The sequence below is a fragment of the Luteolibacter sp. Y139 genome (genome assembly GCF_038066715.1).
GTDB lineage: Bacteria > Verrucomicrobiota > Verrucomicrobiia > Verrucomicrobiales > Akkermansiaceae > Haloferula > Haloferula soli.
This window is the reverse complement of sequence record NZ_JBBUKT010000004.1, coordinates 490,597-509,051: the sequence shown is the minus strand read 5'-3', so window position 1 is coordinate 509,051 and position 18,455 is coordinate 490,597. Positions and strand designations below refer to the sequence as shown.

At 63.9% G+C, this 18,455-nt stretch carries 10 protein-coding genes; 6 read left to right on the top strand and 4 right to left on the bottom strand.

Features of this window, described 5'->3' with window-relative positions:
• Positions 1-85: 85 nt before the first annotated feature.
• Positions 86-1,438: a hypothetical protein gene (locus WKV53_RS13100; RefSeq protein WP_341405052.1), complete on the top strand. Its 1,353-nt coding sequence runs from the start codon at positions 86-88 to the stop codon at positions 1,436-1,438.
• A 169-nt stretch (positions 1,439-1,607) separates the two neighbouring features.
• Here WKV53_RS13100 and WKV53_RS13095 read toward each other — a convergent pair whose 3' ends face one another.
• From WKV53_RS13095 to WKV53_RS13085, 3 genes are read right to left on the bottom strand one after another with little or no spacing between them, the layout of a single operon-like run.
• A complete protein-coding gene (locus WKV53_RS13095; RefSeq protein WP_341405051.1) occupies positions 1,608-2,633 on the bottom strand; it encodes a type III polyketide synthase in 1,026 nt (341 codons plus the stop codon).
• A gap of 3 nt (positions 2,634-2,636) precedes the next feature.
• Positions 2,637-3,653: an NAD(P)/FAD-dependent oxidoreductase gene (locus WKV53_RS13090; RefSeq protein WP_341405050.1), complete on the bottom strand. Its 1,017-nt coding sequence runs from the start codon at positions 3,651-3,653 to the stop codon at positions 2,637-2,639.
• A complete protein-coding gene (locus WKV53_RS13085; protein ID WP_341405049.1) occupies positions 3,650-4,291 on the bottom strand; it encodes a class I SAM-dependent methyltransferase in 642 nt (213 codons plus the stop codon). The genes WKV53_RS13090 and WKV53_RS13085 overlap by 4 nt, the downstream gene beginning before the upstream one ends.
• A 30-nt stretch (positions 4,292-4,321) precedes the next feature.
• Here WKV53_RS13085 and WKV53_RS13080 point away from each other — a divergent pair, with 30 nt between their 5' ends.
• A complete protein-coding gene (locus WKV53_RS13080; protein ID WP_341405048.1) occupies positions 4,322-5,071 on the top strand; it encodes a hypothetical protein in 750 nt (249 codons plus the stop codon).
• Here WKV53_RS13080 and WKV53_RS13075 read toward each other — a convergent pair.
• Positions 5,043-5,303: a hypothetical protein gene (locus WKV53_RS13075; protein ID WP_341405047.1), complete on the bottom strand. Its 261-nt coding sequence runs from the start codon at positions 5,301-5,303 to the stop codon at positions 5,043-5,045. The genes WKV53_RS13080 and WKV53_RS13075 overlap by 29 nt on opposite strands.
• Before the next feature lie 182 nt (positions 5,304-5,485).
• Between WKV53_RS13075 and WKV53_RS13070 the strand changes: the two genes are divergently transcribed.
• The 4 genes from WKV53_RS13070 (at position 5,486) to WKV53_RS13055 (ending at position 18,412) form a co-directional block, all read left to right on the top strand.
• Positions 5,486-7,873, top strand: a complete 2,388-nt coding sequence (locus WKV53_RS13070; protein WP_341405046.1) for an exo-beta-N-acetylmuramidase NamZ domain-containing protein — start codon at positions 5,486-5,488, stop codon at positions 7,871-7,873.
• Positions 7,874-7,988: 115 nt separating this feature from the next.
• A complete protein-coding gene (locus tag WKV53_RS13065; protein ID WP_341405045.1) occupies positions 7,989-8,789 on the top strand; it encodes a phosphatase PAP2 family protein in 801 nt (266 codons plus the stop codon).
• Positions 8,790-9,122: 333 nt separating this feature from the next.
• Positions 9,123-14,036, top strand: a complete 4,914-nt coding sequence (locus tag WKV53_RS13060; protein WP_341405044.1) for an FN3 associated domain-containing protein — start codon at positions 9,123-9,125, stop codon at positions 14,034-14,036.
• 509 nt (positions 14,037-14,545) lie between these two features.
• Entirely contained in the window at positions 14,546-18,412 is a 3,867-nt protein-coding gene (locus tag WKV53_RS13055) for a beta strand repeat-containing protein (protein WP_341405043.1), read from the top strand.
• Positions 18,413-18,455: the final 43 nt, after the last annotated feature.

Below are 18,455 nucleotides of genomic sequence, written 5' to 3'. Positions count from 1 at the left end.
GGTCTCCACACCGGCCGAATGGTCCGTCAACGCCCTCCTCGCATTCACCTTGCCCTGGCCCGCAGCGCTTCTCACGCTTGCGATCATGAAGAAGCGCGTCGCCGCCGCACTCATCCTCCTTGTCGCCCTCCTCTGCCTCTACCGCGGAGCCGACCTCCTCGTGCAAAACGGCAACACCACCGCAAAAACCACCAAGCACCCAACCTCTTCCTCCCCCATCCCCGACGGAGTCACCGACTCCCCCCACCTCCCCACAAAAGCCTCCAATCGCCCCCCAACCTCTGGCATTCACGCCACCCATAGCCCCGAGCGCCTCAAGGAATTCTTCCTCCCCGAAGTCACCATCGACGGCCTCCCGCTCAAAGCCGCCCTCACGAAACTCCTCGCCGCCTACCAAGACGTCTGCCGCGAATCCGGCGAAGTCCCCCTCCACCTCACCTTCATCGTCCCCCCCGAAGCCACCCGACCCCTCACTGCCAAAACCGGCATCCGCAATCTCGACTCCTCCATCCACCTCCTCGCCGCCATAGCAGGCCTGAAGGTCTCTCGCTCCGGCAGCGAATACACCTTCACCGCACCCGAAGAAACCGGCGAGATAGTGAAGAGGGGCCTCCAAGTGCCACCCGACTTCTTCTCACGCGAGTCTTCCGCAGAAGCCGGCCCCTTCGCTGAGCCCGCCGTGATCCCGGAGGGAATGAGCTTCTCCGATTACCTTGCAACCTTGGGAACCAAGGAGGCTCATATCGCCACGGGAGCTCCCAACCAGCTCGCACCCGCCGACTACTTCGCCAGCAAGGGCATCACCCTCGACCCGTCCACTAGCTTCTCCCTCTCAGGCTCCACCTTGCAGTTCACCACCACCAGCGCCGCCGACCAGATCGCCATCGAGGGCCTGATCGATGCCACACTCAGCAACCCGCCTCTCCAACACAAGATGGAGACCCGCTTGATCAATATCCCCGCCGGCATGGATTGGACACCGCCCGATCTTTCGCAACTCGACGACACGGGCGCAGCACAAATGATGCGCCAGTTGTCCCAACTCAAGGGCGTCGATTTGATGTCTACCCCGGCCATCACCGCAAGGGTGGGTGAAGACGCCAAGGTCGAGATCATTCACGAAATCCTCGTCCCCTCGCCCACCGCCCCGGGAGGCTTCGAGACCCAGCCCTCGGGACTCATCGTCGATTTCCGCGCCGCTCCCTACGGCTTCGGCCATCACGTCGATCTCAACTACTCCGAGCGCATCGCAGAAGGAGAATCCGGCACCGCCACCGCCAAGGTCACCGAGCGCACTGCCATCGCCGACAGCTCCTTCTCCAGCGATGGCAATGCCCAGATGCACATCCAGACCCACCCCGATGGCACCCGCTCGGTCGTCCTCGTCACCCCCACCCTCATCGACGCCACCGGCCGCCCTCTCCACCCAAAGGAGTAAACCCGAGGTCTTCAGCTCCAAAGGTGCGGCCATGAAATAGCCCGGGGCAAGCGATAGCGCAGCCCCGGGTTTGACGAAGGCATGATCGGCTCCCTGAAAGGGAGCGATGGGGCCGGAACTACTAAACGCACCGTATTTTCGGCGCGGAGCCGCCCCTTCCCGCGTGCCCTCACCCCCGCCACATCTCACAAGCATGCGCCGCAAACCCCGCCCCAAACGCCGTCAGCCACCACCGCTTGTCGCCATTCACACTCCCCATCGCCCGATCCAGCGCAAACAACACCGAAGGACTGCTCATGTTCCCATGATCCCGCAGCACCTCCCGCGTCTCTAACAACCGGTGCGGCAGCACCGCCTCCAGCGCATCGATCACATCCCGTCCACCCGAGTGCGCCAGCACCCGGTCCGGCTCACCCTGCCGCTTCGCAAAAAGTTCCGCCACCGCCTCCGCCGCAAGCCCCGGCACCGCCTTGTCCAGCTGGTTGCGCAGCTTCCCGCCCGCATTCACGAAACGGATCTTCTCCCGCTGCTCCGGCCGGTGGACCGTCGTGAAATGCCCCGCCTGCCATTTTCCTTCGCCCGCCACATCCGACCACACCGCAGCCGCCGCGCCATCGCCGAAGAGACACAGCGAGATCAACACCCCCGGATCGTCATCCGCAAAGAACGCCGCCGAGCAAACCTCCACCGCCACGGTCGCCACCTTCGCCCCCGGATGCATCGCGAGGAACCCCGCCGCCGACCGCAGCATCGGAATCGCCGCCCCACATCCCAGCCCGACCAGATCCTGCAAGTACGCCGTTTCTCGTAGTCCGAGCAACTCCGCCACATGGCTCGTCACCCCGGGACACAGATACCCGGTGCAAGTGCACACAAACAGCGCATCCAGCTCCTCCGCCTTGATCCCGGCCTTCTCCAGCGCAGGCCCCAGCGCCGCCATCGCCAAAGCCGGCGCCTCACGCTCGAAAGTCTCGTTCAGCTCCTGCGCATCCCGGCCGACCACCGGCCCGATCTCCGGCAGACAAAAACTCCGCGTCGCGATCCCGGACACACCATTCCCCAGGATCTTCTCCAGCATCCCCTGCGAGCGCAGCCTCAGCGCCCCGAAGGCAGCCGAGGTTCGCAAGCCATCAAGACACTGCGATTGCGTGTAGCGATGCGGCGGAACGGCAGTGGCAATGGATTCCAGGAACATGATTCAGCGGACAAGGGAAAGAAGCGGCCGGAACGGCAATAGACCGGCGGCTGCAATCGATTCAATCACATCCCGCCCGCCCCGCCGCAGCAAAACCGGATGCATCGTCTGCGCTGCCACCAGCCGTCGGCGAAACCTCCGCCGCAGCCCCTCACGGATCTCCGCCACACACCCATCCCACGCCAGACCACCCGAGCTCCATCTCTCCAGCGGACCCAGCGCCACCTCCGCCGCCTGAAAAGCCATGCTCATCCCATTCCCCGTGAACGGCGGGATCATGCTCTCCGCATCACCGATCACACACAACCCCTCGCCCACCTCCTGCCGCCCCATTTCAAACCCCGCCACCGCACAAAACGACTCCGCATCCACCGTCGCCTCCCTCAATCGATCCGCCAGCACCCCATTCCCACCCGCACGCAGATAGCCATCTAACAAATCACTCCCTCGTCCCGCCTGCGAGCGATCCACGCGAAACAACCCGCAAACATTCACCCGACCCTCCTCCACCTGCGCCAATCCCGCATAGCCATTCGCACCCAGATGCATCTCCAGATCCGCCTTCATGCTCATCCCATGAAAGTGCGCCTTCAATCCCACCCAGGATCCCCGCCGCGGCACCCGTCCCGCCGCCCAGACCAGTCCCTCGCTCTTCTCTCTCACCTGTCGCGACCGTTCCACCACCATCCCACCCATCTCCACCACCCGCTCCTTCAGCCGCCTGTCCAATCGATACCGCGAAATCCCCATCGCCGCCTCCGGCAATACCCCCTCATGAATCGTCCTCCCCTCCCGAAACCACATCAGGCTCTTCAACTCCAAGGCATCCGCCAAATCCTGCGCGATCCCCAGCCCGTCCAGCGTCGCTCTCTCTACTCCCGAAATAAACTCCCCGCACACCCGGTGCCGCGGATAGCTCCCCGCCTCATGCACGGTCACCCCGATCCCTCGCAGTCGCAGGCCCGCCGCCAGCGAGAGCCCCGCCAATCCCCCGCCCGCAATCGTCACCAAGTCGCTCAAATGCGCGAAGCTAGCATGCGCAGCCCGCCGCGCCATGTGGTTTCCTCCCGAATCCGCCATTTCGACGAATCCAGCCCCAGCCGCTCCGGCAGCTCGCCATGCACGAAGCCCGCGCGGATGCTCACCATCATGTCGTGCTTCGTCGCTCGCCCCACGAAGGGCAGGATGAACTGCGCATCCCAGACCGTCCGCTCCACCCGATACGGCTCATTGAAACAAATCACCTCGAACCGCTCCAGATGGGGCCGGAACTGCTCCAGCTCATCGTTCTCGAAGTGATGCAGGAAAAGATTCGCCGCCAGCACCCCGCCCTTCACCTCCGCCAGGCTTTCAAACACATCCCGCCGGTCCCACGCGATCCGCTCCGGCAGGCCCTCCGGTCGCGGAGCCAAGTCACACGCCGTCAGCGGGATGCCCGCATGCTGTCTCGCCAAGCGCCGCAGCAGCGTCCCCTCACCCGCCCCGATCTCCACCACCCCCTTCGCCAACGCCTCGGGATACTGCGCGATGTGCCGCGCAATCCAGCGCTCGTTGCCCATCAAAAAGTTGATCACCTTCAGGTCCACGCGACTGCGCCTCACGTCCGGATGATCCGGCGGCAGTTGATCAATGATTTCCGGCTCCACAACGCGCTGCATCGCGGTTAGAGCGTGGCTTCCGTATCTGCGATGCGCAAGCTTCCCGCCATCTTCCACCGCCTCCTCATCCTCGCCGCCTGCCTGCTCCTCGGTGCCTGCTTCGACATCCACGAGGAAGTCTGGATCGAGCGAAATGGCTCGGGCCGCGCCGAGCTGCGCTACACCGTGCCCGAGTCCGCCCTCTTCCTCAACGGCGGCACCAGCGGCACCGAAAAGAAGATCCGCGAAATCATCGCCACCCAGCCCTCACTCATCCTCGATGACATCTCCGTCGAAGCGAAGGACGGCAACGCGACCGTTTCGGTGAAGGTCTCCACCAAGTCGCTCCTCTCCCTGCTCGACCTCAAGAAAAGCGAGAGCTTCCAAAACCTCCCCGAGTCCACCGCGGACATTGCCGGCCACTTCGACGTCCGCCTCCGCTGGCTCGACCTCGACTTCGCCCGCAGCGTCCACGTCCGCGAAGCCCTCGGCCTCGCCTCCCTCGCCGTTGGCAGCGACGACCGCGAAAACCGCCATCTCACCTACATCATCCACCTCCCGAAAGCGGCAAAGGAAAGCAACGCGACCTCCGTCACCGACGACGGCAAGACCCTCACTTGGGACTACACCCTCGGCCAAGCGATCCAGAAACCCATCGTCACCCGCTTCCGCGCCACCATGCCCATCCCGCGATACGCGTGGGCCGCGGCAGCCGCCCTACTTCTCGTAGGGGCAGCCACCGCGGCTTGGATCGTAAGGAAGCTTCGCCGCCTCAGGAGAAGAGATACATCGACGCCTTGATCACGGCCGCGAGGATCCCGATGAGACCCGCGCCGATGCCGAATGTGCTGATCACCCCGCCTCGCTTCGAAGGCGCGAGCGAAAGCACCACGCCGATGATCCCGAAGAAGATCGCGACGATCGCAAGGATCAGCCCGAAGGTAGCCCCATTCATGAAGCTGCCGATCGCGGCGACAATGGCGATGAGAGAAGGAAGGCTAAAGGAAGCCCGTGTAGCAGGTGTAGTATCCATGACACCTCCTCCTTCGCCGTTCGCGTGCCACTTCTCCTGCCCACTGGGAGCGCGGAATTCATTCCGCGAGTAAGGAACCCTCGCCCGCACCCCAAGGAAGCCAAAATCCCGCGCTACCAGCGGCTTTTGACGGGTCATTCTTGATCGCCACACTCTCATTCCCGCGTAACATCACCCCTCGCATGCCCGGCTTTCTCCGCCTCTTTCTGGTCATGTGCCTATCCTGCACATTGCACGCCGCATCGTTCGCCGCCGCCGGTCTTGCAAAAATCGACGACGCCATCTCGCAAGCCATCACCGATGCCAAAACCCCCGGCGCCGTCCTCCGCATCGAACGCGAAGACGCCCTCTACCAAAAGGCCTACGGCGACCGCGCCATCCTCCCCCAGCGTGAGCCCATGACCGAAGACACCATCTTCGACGCCGCTTCGCTCACCAAGGTCATCGCCACCACCTCCGCCATCATGAAGCTCGTCGAATCCGGCAAGCTCGATGTCGAGGCACCCGCCAGCCGCTACCTCCCCGAGTTCCACGGCAATGGCAAGGAAACCATCACCCTCCGCCAGCTCCTCACCCACACCTCCGGTCTCCGCGCCGGCCTCCCGCCGCAGGGCGATTGGCAGGGCAAGGAAGGCGCGCTGAAAACCGCCTGCGCCGAACCCCTCCCCGCCCAACCCGGCACCACCTACCGCTACAGCGACATCAATTTCATCCTCCTCGGCCTCATCGTCGAGCGCGTCGCCGGCACCACCCTCGATGCCTTCTGCGCGAAGGAAATCTTCCAGCCGCTGAAGATGACGGACACCGCCTTCCGCACCCTCGACCCCGGCGACGTCTCCCGCATCGCCCCCACCACCGTCACCAATGGCAAGCCCCTCCGCGGCATCGTCCACGATCCCACCTCGCGCCGCATGGGCGGCGTCGCCGGCCACGCCGGTGTCTTCACCACCGCCGCCGATCTCGGACGCTTCGCCCGCATGCTGTTAGACGGCGGCGAACTCGATGGCGTCCGCATCTTCAAAGCGGAAACGGTCAAGGCCATGACCTCCGTCCAAACCCCGCCCGGCCTCCCCCGCCGCGGCTTCGGCTGGGACATCGACTCTCCCTACGCAGGCCCCCGCGGCGACCTCTTCCCCATCGGCAGCTACGGCCACACCGGCTGGACCGGCACCCGCCTCTGGCTCGATCCCTTCTCAAAGACCGCCACCATCTTCCTCTCGAACCGCAATCACCCCGATGAAGAAGGCAACGTCATCGGCCTGCAACGCGAACTCGGCACACTCGCCGCCCAAGCCATCGAAGGCTTCGACTTCACCAAGGTCGAAGGCGCATTGCCACCCGACCCCGCGAACCCACCCATCGTCCGCCGCCCCACCAAAGACGGCCCCGTCCTCAATGGCATCGACATCCTCGAGCGCGACCACTTCCGCCAGCTCCGCGGCCGCAGGATCGGCCTCATCACCAATCACACCGGCATCGATCGCGAACGCAATCCCACCATCGACCTCCTCCACGCCGCCCCCGATCTCAAGCTAGTCGCACTCTTCGCCCCCGAACACGGCATCCGCGGCGAACTCGATCAGGAAAAGATCGGCGACACCACCGACGAAAAGACCGGCCTCCCCGTCTTCAGCTTGTACGGCGAACATCGTACTCCCGCACCGGAACAGCTCCAAGGCATCGATACCCTCGTCTTTGACATCCAGGACATCGGCTGCCGCTTCTACACCTACATCTCCACCATGGCGAACTGCCTGGAAGCCGCCGGCAAGGCCAAGCTCCGCTTCGTCGTCCTCGACCGCGTCAATCCCATCGGCGCCACCGTCGAAGGCCCCGTCCTCACCGCCGAACGCAGCTTCGTCGCCGCCCACGAGATCCCCCTCCGCCACGGCATGACCGTCGGCGAACTCGCCCGCCTCATCAATGCCGAGCGCAAGTTCGGCACCGATCTCGGCGTCATCCGCTGCGAAGGCGGCTCACCCCTCCGCTGGTTCGATGAATCCTCGCTCCCCTGGCGCGACCCCTCGCCAAACATGCGCAGCCTCACCGCCGCCACCCTCTACCCCGGCGTCGGCCTCCTGGAGTTCTGCAAGCTCAGCGTCGGCCGCGGCACCGGCACCCCCTTCGAGCTACTAGGCGCACCGTACATCGACGATCTCAAGCTCGCCACCGAACTGAACAAATCCACGCTCCCCGGCATCCGCTTCATCCCCGTCCGTTTCACTCCCACCGCCAGCGTCTACCAGGACCAGGAGTGCCGCGGCGTCCGCCTCCTCCTCACCGATCGCGAAACCTTCCGCCCCACCGACCTCGGCATCCTCCTCGCCACCACCCTCCACCGCCTCTACCCCTCCGAGCTGAAGCTCGAGAACATCGCCAAACTCCTCGGTGACCCCGAAACCCTCACCGTCATCCAGCAAGACAAGCCCCTCGAAACCATCCGCTCCATCCGCGACCGCGACCTGCCATCCTTCCTAAAACGCCGCGAGCCCTACCTGCTCTACCCGCGGCCTCAAAATGGCAGGGAACTTTCTCCGAAAGGTCCGGCGGGGGACGGCTCGATTCGATAGACGGTTCTCCCGAGCCCCCTGTTCCAGCGCGCAATGCCCGATTGTCCCACCGTTAGAATCTAACAGACCACCGTCCTCACGGCTTTCTAATCTCGCCCCGGTTAGAAATATTCCCATGAATCCACCGTCACGGGGTGGCAGCACCAGCGGTGAACCGGATACCCAGGGGCGGCACCGGCCCGCCAAACCCGGCCCGCCATCCGAAGGTCCTCGCATGGGAGCCCCTGTCAGCCTGCCTCGGGCTGTACCCGGCCTTTCCCTGCTTGTCGCAGCCTTCGCTGCACTGATCCTGTTCGTGATACTGGGAATCGGGGTTCGGGCGGACACGTTTGCCCACCTCGACCCGGATCTCCTCTTGGCTTTGCAAGGAAAGGAACCTCCCTCGGATCCTTTGGGCTCTTTGCGAGCCGCGGAGATGGCGCGTGACATCACAGCCTTGGGTAGCTTCAGCATCCTCACCCTCGTCTCGACTGCAGGTCTCGGTGCCGCACTTCTCTCGGGAAAGGGAAAGGCCACACTCATGGGACTCCTTTCGATCGGCAGCGCTATGGCGGCCATGAATCTTCTCAAGGTCTTCTATAGTCGTCCAAGGCCGGACCTTGTCGCTCATGGGACTTTCGTCAGCGGTGCGAGCTTCCCCAGTGGCCACACGACCATGGCCACCGTGATTTACCTGACGCTCGGCCTCATGATTGCACGCACTTCGTCACGGCGCGCGACGCGATTCTTCGTGATGACCCTGTCCCTCCTGATTCCGGTTTGCGTCGGAATCAGTCGCGTCTACCTCGGCGTCCATTGGCCGACCGATGTCATCGGCGGCTGGATGCTCGGAGCAGTCTGGGGCACCCTGTATGCCTTTGCTACAAAATGGATGGAGAACCGGGGAAAACCATCCTCTCCTCACGAGGCAAGCTAAGACCGGGGCAGCTCCCCCTCATCCTGTCTTCTGCCTCTGGATTGCTTGTTCGCCACTCAGCCTCCGGTGTGTTGCTACGGTGTCTGCAGTAGAGACCCTGGGGCAAAGGGATAGCGCCTCTCTTCTTCTGCCGGGAAATCGACGCCACCCATCTTGACGTCCTTCATACCGGAGACCTGAGTCGAAAGCCCCGCAACGCAAGCATATCTCCGCGATCAGAATGCCGCCCCGCATTCCCACCACACTGATTTTCAACAACTCCGAATTGATAGAGTGCTTGCACAAGGTCACAAACTTGTAACATGCTGCTAGAGTTCCCCTTAGCCCCCTCGCATGCCCCCCGTGCGTCACCAAACCCTGGCGCTCCTCGCTGGCTTGGCCTTAGCGGTCAATTGCCATGCCGATGTTGTCGTTAATGAATTCCAGTCGTCGAACGGCTCCACCTTGCTTGATGAGGATGGCGATCCTTCCGACTGGGTCGAGCTGTACAACCGCGGCGCCTCCTCGGTAAATCTCGCCGGCTGGGGTCTATCCGACCACACCGACGATCCCTTCAAGTGGGTCTTCCCCGCCGTCCAGATCGGTGCCGGCCAGCGGCTCCTCGTCTGGTGTTCCGGCAAGGACCGCACCGGCGCAGCCACCCTCACCGCCAGTTCCCCGGCCGATATCCCCGGCCTCGTCCTCTGGCTGAAAGCCGAAGGCCAGTCCTACACCGACGGCCAATCCGTCACCACCTGGACCGACCTCAGCGGCCGCAGCAACAACGGCACCGCCCCCTCCTCCTCGAACCGCCCCGTTTTCAAAACCAACCGCATCAACGGCAAGCCCGCCTTCCAATTCTCGCGCTCCAGCTCCCAGGAATTCCGCCTGCCCACCTCCGGCTTCAAGGGCCTCACCAATCTCCACAACTACTCCCTCTTCGCCGTCTCGAAGTGGTCCGGCACCGGCACCCCGTCCGGCATCTTCGGCGCGTGGAATACCAACGATGCCACCACCGATACCTCTCTAGAAGTCGGCACCCTCGGCAACACCAGCTTCCGCTCTGGCGCGATGAACCAGATCAATGCCGAAGCAGCAGCCGGTGACGATGAGTGGGTCGTCCTCTCCGCCACCATGGCCGGCACGCAGAATTCGCCGCTCGCCCGCCTCTACAAGAATGGCCAGATGATCGGCTCGCGAGCGCAGAGCCCCGGCACCGTGCTCCTTTTCAGCCTGACGCAGATGTCCGTCGGTAGCTCACGCACCGGCCGGAACTTCAATGGCGATATCGCCGAGTTCCTCCTCTACGATCGCCCGCTGAATTCCACCGAGCTCGCCTTCCTCGATGTCCATCTCGGCACCCGCTACGCCCTGCCCGGTGCCACCCTGCCGCCCGGACCGAAGCTCCACACCAATTTCAGCATCGATTCCGATGGCGAATCCATCGTCCTCACCCGCCCCACCGGAACTACGGAAGACCTAGTAGCTCCCATGGTGCTCCCTCAGGACACCAGCTGCGGCCGCAGCCCGGAAAGCGGCAATACCTGGAAGTGGTTCGCCACCCCCACGCCCAACCAGCCGAATGCCGCCTTGTCCTACGGCGCACCGCTGGTCAAGCCGGCCTTCTCCGCCGCTCGCGGTTTCAAGACCACCGCCTTCTCGCTCACCATCACCCATCCCGAGCCGGGCGTGACCCTCCGCTACACGCTCGATGGCAGCGAACCCTCCCTCACAAACGGCACCACCTACACCTCCCCCATCTCGATCAACAAGACCCGCGTCGTACGCGCCGCCGCCTTCAAAAGCACCGCCTTGCCCAGCCGCGCCATCACCACCAGTTCCTATTTTTTCCTCAATGACATCGTCACCCAGACCGCACGGCCAAGCGGCTACCCGGCAAACTGGGGTGACTTCGCGCAGACCAGCTATTCCATCAGCCCCACCATCGCCGCGCAGTCCGGCTACACGGCCACCATGAAGTCAGCGCTCGGCGGCCTGCCCACGCTGTCGCTCTCGCTCGCGCCTCTGGACATGTTCGGCGAGGACGGTCTCTACAGCAATACGCTCCTGCATGGCTTCGAGAAAGTGGTCTCCGCCGAGTGGCTCACCGCCGACAATTCCTTCGAAACCCAGATCGATGCCGGCCTGCGCATCCATGGCGGAGCCAGCCGCTTCGAGGACAAGTCGCCCAAGCAGTCCTTCCGCCTCGCCTTCCGTGGCGAGTATGGCGAAGGCCGCCTTCGGGTTCCCATCTTCAGTGATGCCGGCACGCCGCTGGCCGATTTCGACTCCCTCATCCTGCGCGCGAATTTCAACAACTCTTGGATTCACCCCGCCTCATCCGAACGCGATCGCGGCCTTTCTTTCCACGATCAGTTCATGCGGGATACCCAGCTTGCCATGAATGGTGCCGCCTCTCACGGCAACCTCGTTCACCTCTATATCAACGGCATCTACTGGGGCATCTACAATCCCTCCGAGCGGCCCGATTCCAAGTTCTCCGCCAGCTACTTCGGCGGCGATCCCGAGGACTATGATGCCATGAACCATGACGGCGTCGTGGATGGTGACAATGTCGCCTGGAATACCTTGCGCGACCTCGCCCGCGCCGGCGTCACCACTTCGGCTCAGTATGCCGCCATCAAGCAGTACCTCGATGTCGACCAATATATCGACTACATGCTGCTGAACTTCTACGGCTCCAATCAGGACTGGCCGGACAACAACTGGACCGCCACCCGCCTTCGATCTCCAGGTGCTGGCTACCGCTTCTTCGTCTGGGACGCGGAGAAGACCCTCGAAAGCGCCACCTCCAATCGCACCAATCCGCCGAACAGCGACCTCACCTACGAAAACCCCGGCATGCTCTACACCGCGCTGCGGCAGAATGCCGAGTTCCGCCTCCGCTTCGCCGACCGCGCTCATCGCTATCTCTTCAATGGTGGCGCACTCACCCCCACCGTGATCGCCGCCCGCTTCACCGATGCCGCGGCAAAGGCCCAGCCCGGCATCTTCGCCGAGCAAGCCCGCTGGGGCGCTTATCGCAAGGAGATCTACGATCTCGATGGCCCCTCGCCCATCTACTCGCTGAATCCCCAGTGGCTCGCCGAGCGCGATCGCCTCCTGAATACCTACTTCCCTGTCCGCACCGCGAACCTGCTCACCCAGCTCAAGAACTCCTCGCTCTACCCCGCGGTCGTTGCCCCCACCTTCAGCCAGCACGGCGGCCAGTTGACCGCCGGCCAGACCGTCTCGATCACCGCACCCGCTGGCACCATCTACTACACGCTCGATGGCTCCGACCCACGCGTCGAAAACACCGGCGCGGTCTCATCCACCGCCACCGCCTACACCGCCGCTCTCACCATCACCGGCCAGAAAACACTGAAGGCCCGCGCACTCAGCAGCGGCGTGTGGAGCGCTCTCGATGAAGCCCTCTTCTCCTCACTCTCCGCCGAATCGATCTTCAAACCGAGCGGCGACGCGAACTGGACCACCAATACCAATTGGACCCCGTCCGGCTATCCCAATGCCTCCGGCAAGCGCGCCGTCATCAATGCGCCCTCAGGCATCGATCGCGACATCAGCCTCACCGCCCCCGTCACCGTCGGCAGCATCCGCTTCAACGAAACCAACGCCTACTACCGCAATCGCATCCAGGACGAACTCACCGGAAAAACCCTCACCTTCAACGGATCCGGCCAAGACGCGAAAATCCAGATCGATGGCAATGGCGATGGCTTCGTCGAATTCGAAGTCGTCGCCGGCAGCGTCCTCACCAACACCCTTGAGTTGCAGGTGAATCAACTCGATGGCGATCACGACTACGGTGCGCTCCGCCTGCGCGAGCGCTGGAGCGGCCCCGGCGGTCTCCGAAAGACCGGCCTCGGCATCGCCTCTCTCACAGGTGAGGAAAAGAACTTCACCGGCGAGCTCGCGATCGCCGAGGGCGTACTCCAGGTCTCCCAGCCTTCCACACCCACCTTCGTCTCATCCATCACCGTCAGCCCCGGCGGCCAACTTCGTCTCACCTCCGGCAGCGACACCCCCGGCGTGCCCCGCACCTATGGCTTCGCCAAGCCCATCAAGATCGCCGGCACCGGCCGCGGCATCGCCATCCCCGATGACACCGGCCAGGGAAAGCTAGGCGCACTCCGCTACGATCCCGGCGATGGCGAAAACCACGTCGTCATCCCCGTCGCTGTCGAACTCACCGCACCGTCGAGCATCCATGTCGATGGAGCCCTGAATCGCCTCGAACTCACCGCCCCCCTCACCCCCACCGCTCACGCCCTCACCAAGTCCGGCGGCGGCACCCTCCATCTCAAGACGGCCAATCCCTCGTTCACCGGCCCCGTCACCATCTCTAACGGAACACTCGAACTCAGCGGCCCGCTCGCCTCTCCCATTACCCTCGCCGCCACCGGCACTCTCACAGGCTACGGCACCATTGGCGCCATCTCCGGCACCGGCACCATCGCCCTTGGCAGCGAGATCCTCACCGCACCCACGCTGAGCGATACCATCATCACCGCCACCCTCGCGAATCCCGGCTCACCCGTTTACACCCAGCCCACCGCCGCTGGAAATGGCCTGCTTTCCATCAGCACCATCAGCTCTCCACCCGACCTCTGCCGCATCTACCTCCCGAATCCCGGCACCACCTTCCGCGGCCTCATCTTCGCTCCTTGGGACACCGACCTAACAGCCGCCATGCATGCGGCCACCTGCGAAGTCTATCAGCCCGACGGCATCGGCGGCTGGTCCCTCTCGAACAACGCCCAGGTCGTCACCGTCCCCGAGATCGCCAACTTCGGCAACGGCCCCGTCTACGGCCACATCGTCGAAGTCCGCCTCGCCGCTCCACCTGCCTCCTTCCCTGCCTGGCAAACCGTCAACTTCCCCATCGCCGCCGACCGCACCAATCCCGCCATCGGCGGCATCGATGCCACCCCGAAGAAGGACGCCATCCCGAATCTCCTCCGCTACGCCCTCGGCATCGGCCTCGGTGAGTCGCCCTCTGCCAAAATGCCAAAGCTCGATCGCTTCTCGAACAGACGCGAGTTCCGCTTCCCCTTCGACCCCGGCCGCGACGACATCGCCTGCCTCGTCGAAGTCACCGCCGATGCCTCGGATTGGGCACACGCCTCCGTCATTTTCGACTCCCGCACCGACTACCCCGATGCCCTTCAAAACGGCTGGCTCACCGTCACCGACCCCGGCATCGCCACCCGCCGCTTCTACCGTCTCCGCGTGATCACCCGTTAGAAAGATCCGTCCTATTCCGCGATCTCCATTCGACCTATCGGGTCCACCAACTCCGGCGACTCAAAAGCCCCAAAGGGGCGGCCAGCCCTAAGCCCAGGGCAAGCGCAGCGCCGCCCTGGGTCTCCCCCCGCCAGCCACGGCGGCCTGAAGGGTCGCGAGAAGGGTGCGGCGCGAACCCGACAACCGCGGCCTCCCGCGCCTGCACGTCGCTTCCCGCCAAAACACCACACGTCCCCGCTTTGGGGACTAGCCACGACCTCCCCGCGACCATGACACAAAAATATCCATTTCTGCGTATTTCCTGACAGAACCACCCAACCCCTTCAAACCAAACCTTTTGCGCAAATCGGAAACAATTTTCCATGCAAAAGATGTAATACAACCTCGCCTGCATGCGCCTGATTCCTTGACCAATTAAACGATTTGTCAGACGGATTTTTCTGAATCGTAGAACCCAATTTTCTCACGATTCCCCTACCCTAACCCGTTTGAACCCAAATCGAAAGCCCATGACCTCGACCCGAGCCTACCAGCAGTCGCTTGCCCTCCTGCTGCCCGTCACTTGCCTCCTCACCGCCACCGCCCACGCCCAGTCCACTTGGGTCGGCACCACCAGCACTAGCTGGGCCGTCGCCACCAACTGGATCCCCGGCGTGCCCGCCGAAGGCGCGAACATCTTCATCGCCGACGCCACGAGCAATGGTGACACCGTGGTACTCGATGCCTCGCACGCCATTGGCAACTTCACCTATGGCAGCACCGGCACCCGCACCACCGCCTTCACCGTGCAGACGAATGCCTTCGCCCTCACCATGGCTGGCGGCGTCACCGCGAATGGCAGCTTCACCGCCCTCGGACCAGCCCTGCGCGGCAACTACATCGTCTCCGCCAACCAAAACTGGACCGTCGCCGGAGCCACCGGCGTCTTCAGCGATGACCGTGGCCTCGCCGTCCGCGGCGTGAATGACAACGCCGCCAGTGTGCCGTCCGGCACCCTCGTCCTCAATGCCAACGTCACCAAGAACGGCAGCGGTGCGGTCATGCTGATCGGGACCGATGTCTCCGGGACCGGCAACCTCGTCGTCGATACCGGCGCCCTGAAGCTGAACGCCGGCGCCAATCAGCCCCTCAACGTCGGCGGCACCGGCAACATCACCGTCAACGGCACCTCCAGCCTCTTCCTCGCGCGGAACTCCGGCACCTTCAATGTCACGCGCCCTATCATCATGAACGGCACGTCCACCATGTCCCTCGGCAATGGCGCTAACAGCACCATCGCCTCGAACATGACTTGGAACGACACCACACACACGCTCAGCGTCGCCAGCTCTTTCACCTTCTCCGGCGCATGGACCGGCACCGCCACGGTGAACAAGACCAGCGCAGGCGAACTCACCCTCTCCGGCACCAATACCGGCTACACCGGCACCCTGAACGTCAATGCCGGCCGCGTGAACTTCACCGGTCCCTTCGCCGGTCCCGTGAACATCGCCGCTGCGGCCCAGGTCGGCGGCGAATCGACTCTCAGCGGTGCCGTCGCCTTGAATGGCGGCACGGTTCATATCGATGCCCTCACCCCGGGTTCGTTGACCGCCACCGGCACCCTCACCGCGACCGGCACCAATACGGTGAATCTTCTAACAACGCCTGCCATCGGTGCCGATGTCACCGTCCTCACCGCCACCACTCTCGTCGGCGGCCCGGCCAATTTCACCGCCACCGGCTATCGCACCGCCGCCTTCACCCAGCCCATACCCGGTCAAATCCACATGACCACCGGCAATGCCAGCCGCACCTGGAATGGCGGTGCCGCATGGGACGTCGGCGTTTCCACCAACTGGCTCGAAGGCGACAACAAGTACTTCCAAGCCGACGCCGTCACCTTCGGCGACATCGGAGCAGGCTCCATCGCCATCACCGGCGTGCTTACCCCGTCCGCGATCACCATCAACAACACCGCCGGCAACGACTACATCTTCACCGCCGCTGCCAATAACCTCATCGGCGGCTCCACCGGCCTCACCAAGTCCGGCACCGGCACCGTCACCTTGGGTGGCGCGAATACCTACACCGGCAATATCCAAGTCAACGCGGGCACTCTGAAAGCCGGCAATGGCCAGGGCTTCGGCGGCAATAGCAAGACCATCACCGTGGCCTCCGGCGCCACCATCGACGCCAATGGCTCGCTGAACGGCAACCGCGACTACAACCTCGTCGTAGGAGGAGTCGGCAGCGGTGCCGGAGCCGTCGTCAATACCGCGGGCAGCCAGAACTTCGGCTACCGCTCCCTGACCTTGACCGCCGACACCACCATCGGCGGCAGTGGCCGCTGGGACGTCCGCCCGATCACCGCGGGTCAGGCCCTCGTCGACCTCGCCGGCTTCACCCTGACCAAGGTCGGCGCCAACTTCATCGGCGTCGTCGATGGCAACCTGACCAATCCCGGCGTCATCAATGTCAACGAAGGCACCCTCGCCTTCACCCGCACGAATGTCACCGGCACCGGCAACATCAACGTCAACAACGGCGCCATCCTCCTGCTCGAGAACTACACCAGCGGCACCTTCTCCAAGCCGATCGCCGTCACCGATTCCACCCTGCGCGATACCGGCGGAAACCCAACGCTCGCCTCCCCGCTCTCCCTCACCGGGGCGTCCAAAATCAGCGTCGGCGCGGGCAATACATTCACCATCCCGAATCCCATCACCGGCACCGGCAGCCTGGAGAAACAGGACACCGGCACCCTGACCCTCACCGCCAACAACACCTTCGGCGGCAGCCTCACCCTCACCGCCGGCACCGTGATTGTCACCGGCACCAATGGCTACACCGGCAATACCGCCATCACCTCCGGCATCCTCCAGCTCGGCAATGCCGGCACCACCGGCAGCATCAATGCCAACCCGATCTCGCTCGACTCCACCACCTCGGGCGTCCGCCTCAATCGCACTGACGACTTCACCTTCCCCAATGTGGTCACCGGCTCCGGCATCACCGGCAACTCCACCAACCCCGCCGCCATCACCAAGGACGGCAACAACACGATCACCTTCACCGGCGCGAGCACCTACACCGGCACCACCCGTCTCGCCGCAGGCACCGCCGTCATCGGCTCGAATGCCTCGGTCTTCGGCGACGCCACCGGCTTGATCGATTTCCGCGGCTCTAACATCCGCTCCTCGGATGCAACTCCCCGCACGCTTGCCAACGCCATCTCCTACAGCGTCAACACCACCTTCGGCAGCACCGGCACCGGCAAGCTCACCTTCACCGGAGGAGTGGATCTCGGCGGCGGCAACAAGACCATGACCATCGCCAACGATGAGACTGAGTTCAGTGGCGTGATGATCGGAGGCGGCACCACCACCGCCCTTACCAAGACCGGCACCGGCAAGCTCGTCCTCTCCGGCGACAATACCTACGCCCAAGCCACGATCATCAGCCAAGGCGTCGTCCAGATCGGCAACGGTGGTACCACCGGATCATTCGGCGTCGGTGCAATCACCAACAACACCTCGATCGTCATCAACCGCCTCCCGGCACCGGAGCAGACCCAGTTCTCGCTCACCAATATCATCTCCGGCACCGGCACCGTCACCCACGCCTGCCCCGGCTACACCGCCCTCACCGCGCTGAATACCTACACCGGGAATACCATCGTCACGGCTGGCACGCTCTCCACTGACCAAGCTTACTTGGCGGACACCTCGTCGGTCCTTGTCTCCGGAAGTGGCAAGCTAGAGCTCTTCCACGGCGTCACCGACACCATCGGCAGCTTCTTCATCAATGGCACCGCCCAGCCCGTCGGTCTCTGGGGACGCATCGGAGCGCAGGCCTTCTGGGCCGATCCCACCATTCACGAGAGCGCCTTCCTCACCGGCGATGGCCTGCTCAGCGTGACCACCGTTGGCACTCCCTACACCCTGTGGGCCGCAGACAAGGGTCTCACTCCGGGTAACAGCAATCCCACCGACAACCCCGACAACGATGGCTTCGACAACCTCGGCGAGTTCGCCTTCGACGGCAATCCGCTCTCCGGCATCGGCTCCGGTAAGATCGTCGTGAAAGTCGCCACCGTCGGCGGACAACCGGTCCTCACCCTGACCCTGCCCGTCCGCTCGAGCGTCGGTGCCTTCACCGGAGCCACTGCTCTAACAGCCACCTCCGCTCAGGACAGCGTCACCTACACCATCGAAGGCTCCGACACCCTCACCACCTGGCCGCTCGATATCGACGAAGTCACCGGCCCCGATGCCACCGCCATCCAGGCCGGCTTGCCCGCCCTCAGCGGCAGCGGCTGGACCTACCGTACCTTCCGCAGCCCCGGCCCCATCACCGGCGATCCCCGTGAGTATCTCCGCGCCCGCGCCGAGTAATCCCCGCCTCGTCTTGTCTTCACAGCACCCGGTCCCTTCGCGG

Excerpts from the sequence above, each read along its gene's own strand:
- WKV53_RS13100 (WP_341405052.1), top strand. The coding sequence starts at position 86 with ATGAAGAAGCGCGTCGCCGCCGCACTCATCCTCCTTGTCGCCCTCCTC.
- WKV53_RS13095 (WP_341405051.1), bottom strand. The coding sequence starts at position 2,633 with ATGTTCCTGGAATCCATTGCCACTGCCGTTCCGCCGCATCGCTACACG.
- WKV53_RS13085 (WP_341405049.1), bottom strand. The coding sequence starts at position 4,291 with ATGCAGCGCGTTGTGGAGCCGGAAATCATTGATCAACTGCCGCCGGAT.
- WKV53_RS13080 (WP_341405048.1), top strand. The coding sequence starts at position 4,322 with ATGCGCAAGCTTCCCGCCATCTTCCACCGCCTCCTCATCCTCGCCGCC.
- WKV53_RS13075 (WP_341405047.1), bottom strand. The coding sequence starts at position 5,303 with ATGGATACTACACCTGCTACACGGGCTTCCTTTAGCCTTCCTTCTCTC.
- WKV53_RS13070 (WP_341405046.1), top strand. The coding sequence starts at position 5,486 with ATGCCCGGCTTTCTCCGCCTCTTTCTGGTCATGTGCCTATCCTGCACA.
- WKV53_RS13065 (WP_341405045.1), top strand. The coding sequence starts at position 7,989 with ATGAATCCACCGTCACGGGGTGGCAGCACCAGCGGTGAACCGGATACC.
- WKV53_RS13060 (WP_341405044.1), top strand. The coding sequence starts at position 9,123 with ATGCCCCCCGTGCGTCACCAAACCCTGGCGCTCCTCGCTGGCTTGGCC.
- WKV53_RS13055 (WP_341405043.1), top strand. The coding sequence starts at position 14,546 with ATGACCTCGACCCGAGCCTACCAGCAGTCGCTTGCCCTCCTGCTGCCC.